General features: G+C 67.0%; 12 protein-coding genes and 1 pseudogene. 9 read left to right on the top strand and 4 right to left on the bottom strand.

The features are described from left to right. Nucleotides 1-2 precede the first annotated feature (2 nt). The 9 genes from ACX12D_RS36250 to ACX12D_RS36210 are packed head-to-tail and all read left to right on the top strand — an operon-like array spanning nucleotide 3 to nucleotide 10,153. Nucleotides 3-1,700, top strand: coding sequence for an ABC transporter substrate-binding protein (locus ACX12D_RS36250; RefSeq protein ID WP_459376661.1), 1,698 nt, complete (start codon nucleotides 3-5; stop codon nucleotides 1,698-1,700). A gap of 13 nt (nucleotides 1,701-1,713) precedes the next feature. Continuing rightward, a complete protein-coding gene (locus ACX12D_RS36245) occupies nucleotides 1,714-2,721 on the top strand; it encodes an ABC transporter permease (RefSeq protein ID WP_459376660.1) in 1,008 nt (335 codons plus the stop codon). After that, nucleotides 2,718-3,560, top strand: a complete 843-nt coding sequence (locus tag ACX12D_RS36240) for an ABC transporter permease (protein ID WP_459376659.1) — start codon at nucleotides 2,718-2,720, stop codon at nucleotides 3,558-3,560. Before ACX12D_RS36245 ends, ACX12D_RS36240 begins: the two co-directional genes overlap by 4 nt. A gap of 53 nt (nucleotides 3,561-3,613) precedes the next feature. Next, nucleotides 3,614-4,873 (top strand): SfnB family sulfur acquisition oxidoreductase, encoded by a 1,260-nt coding sequence (locus ACX12D_RS36235; RefSeq protein ID WP_459376658.1) that lies wholly within the window; start codon nucleotides 3,614-3,616, stop codon nucleotides 4,871-4,873. A 1-nt stretch (nucleotide 4,874) separates the two neighbouring features. Continuing rightward, nucleotides 4,875-6,125, top strand: coding sequence for an SfnB family sulfur acquisition oxidoreductase (locus ACX12D_RS36230; protein ID WP_459376657.1), 1,251 nt, complete (start codon nucleotides 4,875-4,877; stop codon nucleotides 6,123-6,125). Then, nucleotides 6,126-7,487, top strand: a complete 1,362-nt coding sequence (locus ACX12D_RS36225; RefSeq protein ID WP_459376656.1) for an LLM class flavin-dependent oxidoreductase — start codon at nucleotides 6,126-6,128, stop codon at nucleotides 7,485-7,487. Between the two features lie 39 nt (nucleotides 7,488-7,526). After that, nucleotides 7,527-8,336, top strand: a complete 810-nt coding sequence (locus ACX12D_RS36220; RefSeq protein ID WP_459376655.1) for a MetQ/NlpA family ABC transporter substrate-binding protein — start codon at nucleotides 7,527-7,529, stop codon at nucleotides 8,334-8,336. A 4-nt stretch (nucleotides 8,337-8,340) separates the two neighbouring features. Continuing rightward, a complete protein-coding gene (locus ACX12D_RS36215; protein WP_459376654.1) occupies nucleotides 8,341-9,516 on the top strand; it encodes a methionine ABC transporter ATP-binding protein in 1,176 nt (391 codons plus the stop codon). Continuing rightward, entirely contained in the window at nucleotides 9,497-10,153 is a 657-nt protein-coding gene (locus ACX12D_RS36210; RefSeq protein ID WP_459376653.1) for a methionine ABC transporter permease, read from the top strand. The genes ACX12D_RS36215 and ACX12D_RS36210 overlap by 20 nt, the downstream gene beginning before the upstream one ends. A 42-nt stretch (nucleotides 10,154-10,195) precedes the next feature. Here ACX12D_RS36210 and ACX12D_RS36205 read toward each other — a convergent pair. The 4 genes and pseudogenes from ACX12D_RS36205 to groL all read right to left on the bottom strand — a co-directional run bounded on the left by ACX12D_RS36205 (nucleotide 10,196) and on the right by groL (nucleotide 15,195). After that, a pseudogene (locus ACX12D_RS36205) lies at nucleotides 10,196-11,320 on the bottom strand (acyl-CoA dehydrogenase family protein). A gap of 31 nt (nucleotides 11,321-11,351) precedes the next feature. Next, complete coding sequence (gene ssuD / locus ACX12D_RS36200; RefSeq protein WP_459376652.1) at nucleotides 11,352-12,500, bottom strand: FMNH2-dependent alkanesulfonate monooxygenase; 1,149 nt, start codon at nucleotides 12,498-12,500, stop codon at nucleotides 11,352-11,354. Nucleotides 12,501-12,517: 17 nt separating this feature from the next. Then, entirely contained in the window at nucleotides 12,518-13,084 is a 567-nt protein-coding gene (gene msuE / locus ACX12D_RS36195; RefSeq protein ID WP_441637309.1) for an FMN reductase, read from the bottom strand. A 473-nt stretch (nucleotides 13,085-13,557) separates the two neighbouring features. Further along, nucleotides 13,558-15,195 carry a chaperonin GroEL gene (gene groL / locus ACX12D_RS36190; protein ID WP_459376651.1) on the bottom strand — a complete coding sequence of 546 codons (1,638 nt, stop codon included), beginning with the start codon at nucleotides 15,193-15,195 and terminating at the stop codon, nucleotides 13,558-13,560. Nucleotides 15,196-15,250: the final 55 nt, after the last annotated feature.

The raw sequence follows: 15,250 nt of genomic DNA, 5'->3' as shown, positions 1-15,250 counted from the left end.
CCATGAACGAACACGATTTTCCCTTCGCCAAGCCGGACCCCCTTGCCCTGGACAAAGCTGCCCCGCATAGCGCGCAACGCCGTCAACTACTTGGCGCCACCGGCGCCCTGCTTGCCGGCGGTCTGTTTGGCGGCCTGCTGCCCGAGGCCAGCGCACTGACCAAGCCGCTGCCGAATACCGAAGACGGTGCTCAGCGCGGCGGCTCTCTCGATGCCGTGGTCCACCCCGAGCCACCCACGCTGGCATTTTTCATCAACACCTCCACACCGGGCCGCACCGTAGTCAGCAAGATCTTCGACGGCCTCCTGGACTACGGCCCCGACCTCAAGCCGCGCCCGCAACTCGCGGAGAGCGTCGACGTCTCATCCGATGGCCTCACCGTGCGGCTCAAGCTGCGCAAGAACGTGCTGTGGCACGACGGCAAGCCCTTCACCGCCGCCGATGTGAAATTCTCCGCCGAGGAAATCTGGCGCAAGCACGCGCCTACCGCGCGCCGCGTATTCCAGCACCTGCGCAAGGTCGATACGCCGGACAGCCATACCGTGGTGCTTACGCTCGGCAAGCCGACCCCGGTGATCCTGAACGCGCTCGACGTGGTGGCCGCGCCGATCCTGCCCAAGCACCTGTACGAAGGCACGGATATCCCGAACAATCCGTACAACAACAAGCCGGTCGGCACCGGCCCGTTTATCTTCAAGGAGTGGGTGCGCGGACAGCACATCGCGCTGGAGCGCTTCGACAAATACTGGGCGCCGGGGCTGCCCTACCTCGACAAGCTCACCTTCAAGATCATCCCGGATGTGGCCGGCCGCGCCACCGCGCTGGAAACCGGCGCGGTGCAATACGGCGAGCGCAACCCGGTGACCTTTGCCGACGCCGACCGCCTGGCCAAGTCGCCCAACCTGGTGGTCAGCACCGAGGGCTACAACGGCTTTGCCGGTTGGCTCTGGCTGATTCCCAACCTGCGCGACCCGATCATCGGCAACCTCAAGGTGCGCGAGGCCATCCTGTACGCAATCAACCGCGATGCGCTGGCCAAGACGGTGTGGGGCGGCTACGCGGTGCCTGCCACTGGGCCGGTGTCCTCGCTGCTCAAGACCTTCTATACCAAGGACACTGAGCAATACCCGTTCGACCGCAAGAAGGCCGAGGCCCTGCTCGACCAGGCCGGCTTCCCGCGCAAGGCGGATGGGTTCCGCTTCAAGCTCAACCATGACTTCATCCCCTTTGGTGACGATTACCGCCGCACCGGCGAGTTCGTGCGCCAGTCTCTGCGCGCCGTCGGCATCGATGTGAACCTGCGCGGCCAGGACCTGCCTACCTGGACCAAGAACGTGTTCACCGACTACAACTACCAGCTGGTCAGTTCCTGGGGCATCAACTGGCAGGACCCGCAGATCGGCGTGGAGCAGCATTACTGGTCCAAGGCGGAATCCAAGGGCACGCCTTGGCAGAACGCCTCCGGCTATGCCAGCCCCGAGGCCGACAAGCTGATCGAAGCAGCACAGGTCGAGCGTGACCCGGCCAAGCGCGTGCAGCTCTACCAGGATTTCCAGAAGCTGGCGCAGAAGGACCTGGCGCTGCTGAACCTGTTCGAGTTCCGCTGGTTCGGCGTCTGGGACAAGCGCCTGCGCAACGTCACGGATACTTTCGACCACAGCCAGAACAATTTCGCCCGCGTCTGGCTCAGCGCCAAGTGAGGAGGCCGTGCGCATGATCCGACACCTGCTTCGCCGCCTGCTGCAACTCGTTGGCGTGATCGTCGCGACCGCCGTGCTCAACTTCGCGCTGCTCAAGGCGCTGCCCGGCGACCTGGTGGATGTGATCGCCAGCGAAAGCGGCAGCGTGCCGCCGGAGTACGTGACGCAGTTGCGCCAGCTCTATGGGCTGGATCGCAGCCTGCCGGAGCAGTTGGTAAGCTATCTCGGTCGCATCGCGCATGGCGACCTGGGCTACTCGTTCCGCTTCGGCGAGCCGGTGCTCGATCTCGTGCTCAGCCGGCTGGGGCCCACGCTGGCGCTCGTCGGCGCCGCGCTGCTGCTGTCCACGGTCGTCGGCGTGCTGCTGGGCGTGGCGGCGGCACGGCGCCCGCATGGCCTGACCGACACGGTGCTGTCCGCGCTGGCCACGGTGGGCTACTCAGCCCCGATGTTCTGGACCTCGCTGATGCTGATCGTGCTGTTTGGCGTGCAGCTGGAATGGCTGCCGATCGGCGGGCTGCGCGAAGTCAATGCGGGCTACCACGGCCCGCGGCTGTTGCTCGACTACGCCCATCACCTGGTGCTGCCGGTGCTGACGCTGGCGATCTACTACGTGGCGGTGTACGCGAGGCTGGCGCGTGCGTCGATGATCGAGACGCTGGCCGAGGACTTTATCCGCACCGCCCGTGCCAAGGGTGCGCGCGAGGCGCGGGTGATCTTCGGCCACGCCTTGCGCAACGCCGTGCTGCCGGTGATCACCATGCTGGGCGTGCAAAGCAGCGCCCTGCTGGGCGGGTCGATCGTGGTGGAAACGGTGTTCGCCTGGCCCGGGCTGGGCCAGCTCTCCTTCGAGGCAATCAAGAGCCGCGATATCCCGGTGCTGCTGGCCGTGCTGATTTTCAGCGGCGTGCTGGTGGTACTGGCCAACCTGCTGGTGGACATGGCGCAGGCCGTGCTTGACCCGCGCGTGCGGGCCGGCTCGGCACCCGTGTCTTCAGCGCCACAAGGAGGCGCCGCATGAAGCGCTGGTACCTGCAACCTTCCATCTGGCTCGGCGGTGCCATCCTGCTGGTGGTCTTCGCCGCGGCGGCGCTGGCTGGCGTGGTGTTCCCGGCGGATCCGCTCGATATGGTGGGCGCGCCCTTCGTCTGGCCCGGCGCGGATCCGGCCATGCCGCTCGGCACCGACCTGATGGGCCGCGACCTGCTGGCCGGGCTGGCTCACGGCGCGCGGGTGTCACTGCTGGTTGGCGTGTCGTCGGCCGCGGTAGCGCTGGCGATCGGCGTCACGATCGGCGCGGCGGCGGGCTTCTACCGCGGCGCCGTGGATGCGGTACTCAGCCGCATCACCGAGTTCTTCCAGACCATCCCCGCCTTCCTGCTGGCGATTATCCTGGTTGCGGTGCTCAAGCCCAGCCTCGGCACCATCGTGTTCGCGCTCGGCGTGACCTCATGGACCAGCGTCGCCCGGCTGGTCCGCGCGGAGTTCCTGACCCTGCGCGAACGCGAATACGTGCGCGCCGCCGTGGCGGTGGGCGCCAGCAACGCCCACCTGATCTTTCGCGAGATCCTGCCCAATGCCTGGACCCCGATCATCGTCTCCACCGGCCTGCTGGTGGCCAACTCGATCCTTTCCGAAGCGGGCTTGGCCTTTCTCGGACTGGGCGATCCCAACGTGGTGAGCTGGGGTTCGATGATCGGCCTGGGCCGCGACGCGTTGCGCACCGGCTGGTACATGACCGCCATCCCCGGCCTCGCCGTGGTGCTCACCGTCCTCGCGCTCAACCTGCTCAGCGACGGCCTGCAGGCCGCGCTCAACCCACGGCTGCGCCGCGTGCGCCGGGCTGCTTCACCGGCCTGAACCGCCGACTCGAACCGCCGGCCTGAACCGCGCGAACCCTACACACGACAGCCATGACCAAACTGAACGATCTCCCCGCCACACCGATTCCCGCGCCACCGGCACGATTGCCGGACCCAGCACGCGTGCGCCGCATCGCCAGCGATGCCGAGGCACTGCAGGCCGCCCACGATCTCGCCGCGGTGTTCGCCGACGGCGCCTCCGAACGGGATCGCGAACGCCGCCTGCCCTGGGACGAGCTGGACCGCTGGTCCGAGAGCGGCCTGGGTGGCATCACCGTGCCGCGCGAGTACGGTGGCGCCGATGTGTCCTACACGACGCTGGCCGAAGTCTTCGTCATCCTTTGCGCCGCCGACCCGGCGCTCGGCCAGATCCCGCAAAACCATTTCGGATTGCTGGGCGTGCTGCGCGAAATCGGCAGCGAATCGCAGAAGCGCCGCTTCTACGGCGAGGTACTGACCGGCGCGCGCCTGGGCAACGCCGGCCCGGAGCGCCGCTCCGAGAGCAGCCAGACCATCCTGCAAGGCACCACGCGCCTCACCGGAACCGCCCAAGGCCTGCGGCTGAACGGGCACCGCTTCTATTCCACCGGGGCGCTGTTCGCGCATCGCGTTCCCGCGCGAGCGCTCGACGACCAGGGCCGCAGCGTGCAGGTGTGGACGCCGCGCGAGGTACGTGGCCTGAGTATCGTCGACGACTGGTCCTCCGTCGGCCAGCGCACCACGGCCAGCGGCAGCGTGGTCTTCGACAACGTCCCGGTGGCGCCCGAGGACGTGCTGCCGATCTGGCAACTGGCCGAGCGGCCGGGCCTGTACGGCCCCACCTCGCAACTGATCCAGGCCGCCATCGACCAGGGCATCGCCGAGGCCGCGCTGGCCGATGCCATCGCCTTCGTCCGTCAGTACGCCCGCCCGTGGATCGACTCCGGCCTGGAGCACGCCACGCAAGACCCCTACATCATCCAGGACGTGGGCCGCCTGCAGATCGACGTGCACGCCGCGCGCGAAGTGCTGCTCGAAGCCGGGCGCACGCTTGACGCCATCGCCGCTGGGCCGCTGGATGCCGAGGCCAGCGCGCGTGCCTCCGTCGCGGTGGCCGAGGCCAAGGTACTGACCACCGAGATCGCGCTGGAAGCCAGCCAGAAGCTGTTTGAACTCGCCGGCTCGTCCGCCACGCGCGCCAAGCACAACCTGGACCGCCACTGGCGCAACGCGCGCACCCACACGCTGCACGACCCGGTACGCTGGAAGACCCACCTGATCGGCAACTACCACCTTAACCACGTGCTGCCCGCGCGCCACTCCTGGAACTGATATGTCCGTGCTCCTCTCCCCGGTTCCCACCGATAGCCGGCCCGCGCCTGCCGCACCGCCCGCCCAGCCACCCGAACTGATCCGCGACGATGCGCACGCCATCCTGACGGCTCGCCAGCTCGCAGTCCGCTTTGCCCCCGAGGCTGCATTGCGCGACCGCGAGCGACGCCTGCCCTGGGCCGAGCTGGACGCCTTCAGCGCCAGCGGACTGTGGGGCATCACGGTGCCGCGCGAGTACGGCGGCCCCGGCGTGTCCAACGTCACGCTGGCCGAGGTCATTGCCACCATCGCCGCCGCCGACGGCTCGCTCGGGCAGATCCCGCAGAACCATTTTTACGCGCTGGAGGTGCTTCGCGTGGGTGGCAGCGAGGCGCAAAAGCGCTTCTTCTACGAGCGCGCACTCGCCGGCGAGCGCTTTGGCAATGCCCTTGCCGAGATCGGCCACAAGGATTTCAAGCGCCGCACCCGGCTTACGCCGGACGGCGACGGCTGGCGCGTGGACGGCAAGAAGTTCTACTGCACCGGCGCGCTGTACGCCCACTGGATCCCGACGCTGGTGGTGGCCGAGGAGCAAGGTCGCGAGGTCACCTACCTGGCCTTTGTGCCACGCCGCGCCGAAGGCGTGTCCGTCGTCGACGACTGGGACGGCTTCGGCCAGCGCGTCACCGGCAGCGGCTCGGTGTCCTTCGACAATGTCCGGGTCGAGGCGGAGTGGGTGGTGCCCTTCCTGGCCTCCTTCGAGCAACCGACCACGATTGGCCCAGTGGCGCAGATCCTGCACGCGGCGATCGACCTGGGCATCGGCCGCGGCGCCTTCGAATCCACCCTGCCCTTCGTGCGCGAACGCGCCCGCCCCTGGGTGGACGCGGGCGTAGAACGCGCCAGCGACGACCCGCTCACCATCCACCAGGTGGGCGAGGTCTCCGTAAGGCTGCGCGCCGCCGAAGCGCTGATGCGCCGCGCCGGGCGCATCGTCGATGCCGCCCAGGCGGCCCCCACCGAGCGCAGCGTGGCCGAGGCCTCAATCGCCGTGGCCGAGGCACGCGCGCTGACCACTACGGCGTCGCTGCTGGCGGGCAGCAAGCTGTTCGAGCTAGGCGGCACCGCGGCCACGCTCGACCACCTCGGCCTGGATCGCTTCTGGCGCAACGCTCGCACCCACACCCTGCACGACCCGGTGCGCTGGAAGTATCACGCCGTCGGCAACTTTTACCTTAACGACCGGCTCCCCACCCGGCATGGAGCGCTGTAAATGGCACGCAAGGAAATCCTGCTGAACGCCTTCAACATGAACTGCGTCGGGCATATCAACCACGGCCTGTGGACGCACCCGCGCGACCGCGCGACCGACTACAACACGCTGGAGTACTGGACTAGCCAGGCGCGCACGCTGGAGCGCGGCTTGTTTGACGGGCTCTTCATCGCCGATATCGTCGGCGTCTACGATGTCTACCAAGGCAATGTGGACGTGACGCTGCGCGAGTCGATCCAGCTGCCGGTCAACGATCCGTTGTTGCTGGTGCCTGCGATGGCCGCCGTCACGCAGCACCTCGGCTTCGGCGTCACCGTGAACCTGACCTACGAGCAGCCCTACCTGCTGGCACGCCGCTTCTCCACGCTGGATCACCTGACGCGCGGACGCGTCGGCTGGAACATCGTCACCGGCTACCTGGACAGCGCCGCGCGCGCCATGGGCCTCGCCGGCCAGATCGCGCACGACGAACGCTACGACCGCGCGGACGAATACCTGGACGTGCTCTACAAGCTCTGGGAAGGCAGCTGGGAAGACGATGCGGTGCAGCGCGACAAGGCCACCCGCGTGTTCACCGATCCGCGCAAGGTGCATAAAATCAGGCACGAGGGCAAGTACTACAAGGTCGATGGCTATCACCTGGCCGAGCCCTCGCCGCAACGCACGCCGGTGCTGTTCCAGGCGGGCAGCTCCGGGCGCGGCCAGCAGTTCGCCGCGCGCCATGCCGAGTGCGTGTTTATCTCGCCGCCCAGCAAGGATGCCGCCCGCAATACCGTGAGGGCGCTGCGCGAGCAACTGGTGGCCGCCGGCCGCAGGCCGGATGACATCAAGATCTTCGCCGGCACCGCCGTCGTACCAAGCAAGACCGCCGCCGAAGCCCGCCAGAAGTACGCCGAGTACAAGGACTACGCCAGCCGCGAAGCCGGGCTGGCGCACTTCGCCGCGAGCACTGGCGTGGACTTCGGCCGCTATGACCTCGACGCGCCGGTTGACTACGGTGGCGCCAACGCCATCGAGTCGGCCACGCGCACCGCGCAGCAGCATGGGTGGACCCGGCGCAAGCTGCTGGAGCTGTTCGAGCTCGGTGGCCGCTATCCCGCCATCGTGGGCGACGCGCAGCAGGTTGCGGATGAACTGCAATCCTGGGTGGGGGAAACCGGCATCGACGGCTTCAACCTCAGCCGCACCGTGGTGCCGGAGAGCTACGAGGACTTCGTGGACCTGGTGGTGCCCGAGTTACAGAACCGCGGCATCTACAAGACAGCCTATGCCCAAGGCAGCCTGCGCAAGAAGCTGTTCGCCGAAGACGACCGGCTGCCGGCGCGGCACGCGGCGGCGCGATTTCGCAGTAGCCAGGGCTGAGCCCCGTAGACATCAACCACTTTGAAGGCATCGAAGATCATGAAACTGAAACGACTATTGTTGGCCGGCATCTCCACCTTCGCCCTGGCCGCAGCGGCGCATGCCGCGCCACTCAAGATCGGTGTCACGCCCGGCTCCCTGGCGGACTCTGTCGAAGTAGCCGCAGCCGAAGCGCGCAAGCAAGGACTCGACGTCAAGGTGGTGGAACTGACCGACTGGACCACGCCGAACGTCGCCCTGGCAGCCGGCGACCTCGACCTGAACTACTTCCAGCACCAGGCTTTCCTCGACAACGCCGTCAAGGAGCGCGGTTATGCGTTCAAAAGCGTGGCGGTCGGCGTGCTGCCCAACATCGGCCTGTACTCGAACCACGTCAAGCGCTTTGAGGACATCAAGGAGGGCGCCCGCATCGGCGTGGCCAATGACCCGGTCAACCAGGGCCGCGGCCTGCTGTTGCTGCAAAAGGCGGGGCTGATCAAGCTGCGCGACGGCGTAGGCGCGCGCGGCAGGGTGGACGACGTCGTGGGCAACCCGAAGAAACTCAAGTTCGTCGAGATCGAAGGCCCGCAGCTGGTGCGCGCGCTGGATGACGTGGACCTGGCACAAGGCTATCCGGCGCACTTCGTCAACGCGGGCAAGCCGCAGATCGCCGGCGCCGGGCTGCTCTACTCCGGCGTGGACGACCTCTACTTCGCGATCCGCTTCGTCAGCCGACAGGACAACGCCAGCGACCCGCGTGTCGCCCGCTTCGTCAAGATCTACCAGGAATCGCCGGCGGTGCGGCAGCAACTGAAGAAATCCTTCGCCAATAACGACAAGCTTTATAGCCTGCCGTGGCTGAAGCAGTGACGCCATGGACTCCCTAAGCTCCCTAGGCTCTCCAAGCGCCCTCCATCGGCATGAGCACATCGCGCCGGCACCCTCGCCCGGCGAGCACGCCGCGGTGGGCGGGCGCGCCCCATCAAGGCCTGGGCCGTCCGGCGTGGGCTCGGTTGCATTCGCGCATCTGGGCAAGGTGTACCGCTCGCCGGCTGGCGATGTCCACGCGCTGCATGACATCGACGTGGAGATTCCCGCTGGCGGGATCTTCGGCATCATCGGCCGCAGCGGCGCCGGCAAGTCCAGCCTGCTGCGCACCATCAACCGGCTGGAGCGGCCCACCACCGGCCGCGTGCTGGTGGATGGCCACGACATCGGCGCGCTCGACGAGCGCGGCCTCGTCAGCCTGCGCCGGCGGATCGGCATGATCTTCCAGCATTTCAACCTGCTGTCCGCCAAGACCGTCTGGGACAACGTGGCCCTGCCGCTGAAGGTGGCCGGCGTGCCCCGCGCGGAAATCGCGCAACGGGTGGAAGAACTGCTGGCGCTGGTCGGGCTGGAAGACAAGCATCGCGCGTATCCCGGGCGGCTTTCGGGCGGCCAGAAACAGCGCGTGGGTATCGCCCGCGCGCTGGTGCACCGGCCAGAGATCCTGCTGTGCGATGAAGCCACCTCCGCCCTGGACCCGGAAACCACGCACGCCATCCTGGCGCTGCTGCGCGACGTCAATCGTCGCTTCGGGCTGACCGTCGTGCTGATCACGCACGAGATGCGGGTGATCCGCGAGATTTGCGACAACGTGCTGGTGCTCGAACGTGGCCGGATGGCCGAGCAAGGTCCTGTGTGGCAAGTGTTCGGCAACCCCGGCCACGACGCTACCCGTGCCCTGCTGCGGCCGCTGCAGACGGGCTTGCCGGATGACCTGGCGCGGCTGCTGCAACCCAAGCCCCCCGCGCACGGCGCGTTCGAGCAACTGATCGAACTGCATTACACGGGCATCGGCGATACGGCGCCCGAGCTGGCCCGCATCGCCGCGGCGCTGGGGGGCCGTGCCCGGCTGCTGCACGCCGGCGTGGACCGCATCCAGGGCCATACCCAGGGCCGCCTGCTGCTGGCCGCCGCGGGTGCCGGCCTGTCGCCCGAGATGCTGGCCTCCCAACAACTGTCCCAATACACCAAGGTCCTCGGCTATGTCCCCGCTAACCATTGAACGCATCTGGCTAGGCCTGTTCGACACCCTCACCATGGTGGGCGCGTCCGCATTGATCGCGGTGTTAGCCGGCATCCCGCTCGCCCTGGTGCTGGTATTGACGTCGCCTGGTGGCGTGCTCGAATCTCCGCGGCTGCATCGCGCGCTGGGCAGCGTCATCAACGGATTCCGCGCCACGCCTTTTATCGTGCTGCTGGTGGCGCTGCTGCCGTTCACGCGGCTGGTGGTGGGCGCTACCATCGGCGTTTGGGCGGCCGTGGTGCCGCTGGCGATCAGCGCCACGCCGTTCTTTGCCCGCATCGCGGAAATCAGCCTGCGCGAAGTGGACCGTGGCCTGGTCGAAGCGGCGCAGGCAATGGGCTGCCAGCGCTGGCATATCATCTGGCACGTGCTATTGCCGGAAGCATTGCCGGGGATCATTGGCGGCTTCACGATTACCGTGGTGTCCTTGATCGGCGCGTCGGCAATGGCGGGGGCGGTGGGCGCCGGCGGGCTCGGGGATATTGCAATCCGCTATGGCTACCAGCGGTTCGACACGACCGTGATGGTGGTGGTGATCGTGCTGCTGATCGGGCTGGTCAGCACGATCCAGTGGGCAGGCGACCGCTGCGTGCGGCTTCTCAAAGCCCGTGGATAGGCCGGGGCGGGCAATACTGCCCGCTCGTCCCGTGCGTCGCGTTCAGGCAGCCTTCGCCCCAACCGACCAGTAGTAGGCCGGCGCGGAGCCATTGATGGCGTCCTTGCCTTGTAAATGGTCGGGTTGTGCGAGGCCAGCGTGCGGGCATTGCGCCAATGGCGATCCAGCCGACGGTCCTCATCCAGCGCGGAGGCGCCGTCGATATCGAACAGCCGTGTAGCCGCCGCCAGTACCTGGTCCGCCACGACAACCTGCGCCTTGCCGGCACGCAACTCGACATCGTCCAGCAAGCTTGCTGGCACGGCTTCACCCCGCTGCCGCAGGCGATCGATCTCGCCAAGGCCTTGCGCTACGGCGGCGACGGTGGCGGTGGCCGCAAACGCCGCGCCGGCCAGGTGGCCCACCACTTGCTGCACCTGCGGATCTTCCGCGGGCGTGCGTCCGCTGCCATGGCTATAGACGCGCTTGCGCGCGCGCACAAAGGCAGCGGCGTCGCGCTCGATGGCCCGGGCGATGCCAGCGAGCGTCGCCAGGTGCACCAGCTGGACGTAAGCCGTGATGGACGTGGGCACATTGCGCGGGAAGCTCAGCACCTGTTCGCTGGACACCGCGACGTCGCGGAAGCGCGTGGTGCCGGAGCCCGTGAGGCGCTGGCCAAAACCCCGCCAGTCATCGATGCGGTCGATGCCCGGCGCATTGGCCGGCACCAGCACATAGACCGGATCGGCACAGCCCGCGCGGCTGGCGCTAACCGCAATCTAGTCGGCATAGAGCGTACCGGTGCTGTAGAATTTCTCACCGTCGAGACGCCAGCCTTCGCCGTCGGGCGACAAGGTGATCTTGCGCTGGCCCAGGGTGCCCTCGCCAAGCTCGGTGGTGGCATTGCCGAAAATTGCGCCCTGCGCGACGAGCCGTAGCCAGCGCTCCCGCAGTTCGGGCGCCATCTCCGCATAGAGCCGCTCGACAAAGCCAAAATGCGCGCGCAAGCGGCATCTCGGACCGGCTTGCGCCCAGCCCGCCAAGCTCGACGAGAATGGTCAGGGCCAGCAGCCGGCTCTCCCGCAGCGCATCGCGCTCGGCCTTGGGCGTGCCGCCTTCGACGTTGCGCTCCACCGCGATCTGCGCGAAGTCGCGCGCCAGCGCCTGCGCCGTGCGTTGCGGGTCCAGCGGTACCCGGCGCTCAGGCTCAGGCTCAGGCTCATGCCGACGCCTTGCTGCCCGGCAGCACGTCGTTGGCGATCATCTCGCCGAACGGCCCCGTCAGGTTGGTCGCGCCGCCGCGACCCAGGCTGGCGTACGGCTCCGGCAGCAACGGGAACACCAGTTCGGCAAAGCGATACGCTTCCTCAAGGTGCGGGTAGCCCGAGAAGATGAAGCTCTCGATGCCGAGGTCCGCATATTCCTTGATCCGCGCGGCCACTTCCCGTGGGTTGCCCACCAGCGCGGTGCCGGCACCGCCGCGCACCAGGCCCACGCCGGCCCAGAGGTTCGGATAGATTTCCAGCTGGTCGCGGCGGCCGCCGTGCAACGCGGCCATCCGGCGCTGGCCGACGGAGTCGAAGCGCGAGAAGGACTTCTGCGCGGCAGCGATCGTTTCGTCTGAGATCTGCGCGATCAGTTCATCCGCGGCCCGCCAGGCTTCCTCGCTGGTCCGCCGCACGATCACATGCAGGCGCACGCCAAAGCGCACTTTGCGGCCAAGGCGCGCAGCGCGCGCGCGCACGTCGGCGATCTTTTGCGCCACGGCCTCGGGTGGCTCGCCCCAGGTCAGGTACACGTCGACCTGTTCCGCGGCAAGGTCGTGCGCTTCATCCGACGAACCACCAAAGTAAAGCGGCGGGTAAGGCCGCTGCACCGGCGGATACAGCGCCTTGGCGTTCTCCACCTTGATATGCTCGCCATCGAAGTGAACAGCCTCGCCCTCCAGCACGCGGCGCCAGACGCGCAGGAACTCGGCGGATGCGGCATAGCGCTGGCTGTGGTCAAGGTACAGGCCATCCCCACGATTCTCGTCCGGGTCGCCGCCGGTCACGACGTTGATCAACAGCCGGCCATTGGTAATACGGTCAAGCGTGGCGGCCATACGCGCCGACACGGTAGGCGAGATGATGCCCGGGCGGATTGCCACCAGGTAGCGCAGGCGCTCCGTCCAGGGCGCCACCGCGGAGGCTATGACCCACGAATCCTCGCAGGAGCGGCCTGTGGGAATCAGCACGCCGTAGTAACCCAGGTTGTCGGCCGCCTGCGCGATCTGCTTCAGATAACCCAGCGAAACGGGGCGCGCGCCCTCCGTGGTGCCGAGATAGTGGCCATCGCCGTGCGTGGGAAGAAACCAGAAGACATTCATTGCCGCGGTTCTCCCCTTCAAGCCGCACGCTGCAGCAGCAATTTGCGGCTGGCTTCGAACAACGGCGCGCAACGATCCGCGGCCAGGCGAATGCGTTCGGCCAGCGTCGCGCTGCTGACCTGGTAATTCTGGAAATCCCCCGGGCTGCCGTACACGCCGATGGGCAGCGTGAGCGCCTGCAGGAAGCCGAACAGCGGCCGCAACTGATGCTCCAGCACCAGCGCGTGGCGGTCGCTGCCGCCCGTGGCCCCCAGCAGCACTGGCTTGTCCACCAGCGCCTCCTGCCCTACCAGGTCGAAAAGATGCTTGAAGTGGCCAGGATAAGAACCGCGATACACAGGCGCGGCCACCACCAGCAGGTCGGCGGACTCGATGGCGACCAGCTCGCTTTCAATCTCGGCCGGCAACTCTGCCCGCGACAGCGCCGCACCCAGCGGACGCGCGATGTCGCCGAGATTGACAATATGGCTTTGCAAAAGCAGCCGGCTATCCAGTTCCGCGAGCAGTGCCTGCACGAGCGCGAGCGTGCGCGAGGGCTGCTGAGCGCTGCCGTTGACGGCGACCACTTTCAGCGGTGTAGCCATGGGAAACCTCCTGTCGATGTCGATGATTTGTGGATTCACGCGTGCGGCGTATTTCGTTGCCGGCAATGCATTAGACAAGAAGCAGGCCCGCGTGAATCGCCATGTTTCTTGCCTGATTCGGCCTCCTTGACGCGATCGGTACCGCCCTCGCCGTGCACTCTGCCGATCCGCTGTTGCGCACCCAACGGCGCGGGAGCGCGCCCACCCCCGCCGTCTTAGGCAGACGCTTAGAAGCGCCCTACGATAGCGCAGCGTAGTTGGCCGCCGAAGGATGAATTTCATCTATGCATAGACATGCGAAACGCATATAGGCATGCGAGATTTGCATCCCACTCGGACCCTGCCGGGCGCACCAACGATAGGTGCCTGCCCTAGCCCGCGAACCATACGACGAAGAACGCATAGCGAAGAGGACCCCGCTTGCGGGGCCCTCTTCGTTCACGCCTTGCCGGACCAGTCTTCAGCCAATGGCCTCAGAAATCCAGTCCACCACCTCCGCCAGCCGCGCCCGGCACACTGAGCTGCCCCTCATCCTTCGGCAGTTCAACGATCGCAGCATCAGTGGTAAGGATCAGGCCTGCCACCGAGGCAGCATTCTGCAAAGCCGTGCGCGTGACCTTGGTCGGATCAACCACGCCGCCCTCCACCAGGTCGCCATACTCACCAGTAGCCGCGTTGTAGCCAAAATTGCCCGTCCCTTCAGCCACGCGCGCCACCACCACGCTGGCTTCTTCGCCGGCGTTGGCAACGATCTGGCGCAACGGCTCCTCCAGTGCCCGCAGCACGATCTTGATGCCGGCCTGCTGGTCCGGGTTGATGCCCGTCAGATCCTTGATAGCCTGGCGCGCACGAATCAGCGCTACGCCGCCGCCCGCCACGATGCCCTCTTCCACCGCGGCACGCGTGGCGTGCAGCGCGTCTTCCACGCGGGCTTTCTTCTCCTTGACCTCGACCTCGGTGGCACCGCCGACCTTGAGCACGGCCACCCCGCCGGCCAGTTTGGCCACGCGCTCCTGCAGCTTCTCCCGGTCATAGTCGGAGCTGGCCTCGTCGATCTGGGTGCGGATACGCTTCACCCGCGCCTGGATCTGCACGGCGTCGCCCGCGCCATCGATGATGATGGTGTTCTCCTTACCGATTTCCACGCGCCCGGCCTGGCCCAGTTGCTCCAGCGCGATCTTTTCCAGCGACAGCCCGACCTCTTCCGACACCACCTGGCCGCTGGTCAGGATCGCGATGTCTTCCAGCAGTGCCTTGCGGCGGTCGCCAAAGCCAGGAGCCTTGACCGCGGCGGCCTTCAGGATGCCGCGGATATTGTTGACCACCAGCGTGGCCAGTGCCTCGCCCTCTACGTCCTCGGCCACGATCAGCAGCGGACGTCCTGCCTTGGCCACCTGCTCCAGTACCGGCAGCAGGTCGCGGATGCTGGAGATCTTCTTGTCCACCAGCAGCAGGTACGGCTGCTCCAGCACCGCCACCTGCTTGTCGGGGTTGTTGATGAAATACGGCGACAGGTAGCCGCGGTCGAACTGCATGCCTTCCACCACTTCGAGCTCGTCTCCCAGCGACTTGCCGTCTTCCACGGTAATCACGCCTTCCTTGCCGACCCGGTCGATGGCCTGGGCGATACGCTCGCCGATGGCACTTTCACCGTTGGCCGAAATGGTGCCGACCTGCGCGATCTCGAGGCTGGTGGTGGTGGGCTTGCTGATGCGGCGCAGTTCCTCGATGGCCGCCGTCACGGCCTTGTCGATGCCGCGCTTCAGGTCCTGCGGATTGAGCCCGGCCGCGACGTACTTGACGCCCTCTCGCACGATGGCCTGCGCCAGCACGGTGGCGGTGGTGGTGCCGTCGCCAGCGTTATCGCTGGTGCGGGAAGCGACTTCCTTGACCAGTTGCGCGCCGATGTTCTGCAGCTTATCCTTGAGCTCGATCTCCTTGGCCACGGAGACGCCATCCTTGGTCACGGTGGGGCTGCCGAAACTGCGCTCCAGCACCACGTTGCGGCCCTTGGGGCCGAGTGTCACCTTGACCGCGTTGGCGAGGATATTGACGCCTTCGACCACCTTGGCGCGGGCGACGTCGCTGAACACTACATCTTTTGCTGCCATTGCTGTCTGTCCTGTCTTTGATTGTCGGGTTCGTTCTGGAAATTCGAATCGATGC

The organism is Cupriavidus sp. PET2-C1 (genome assembly GCF_054515855.1).
Note: the sequence above shows the minus strand (reverse complement) of the source record. Positions and strands in the feature narration are given on the sequence as shown.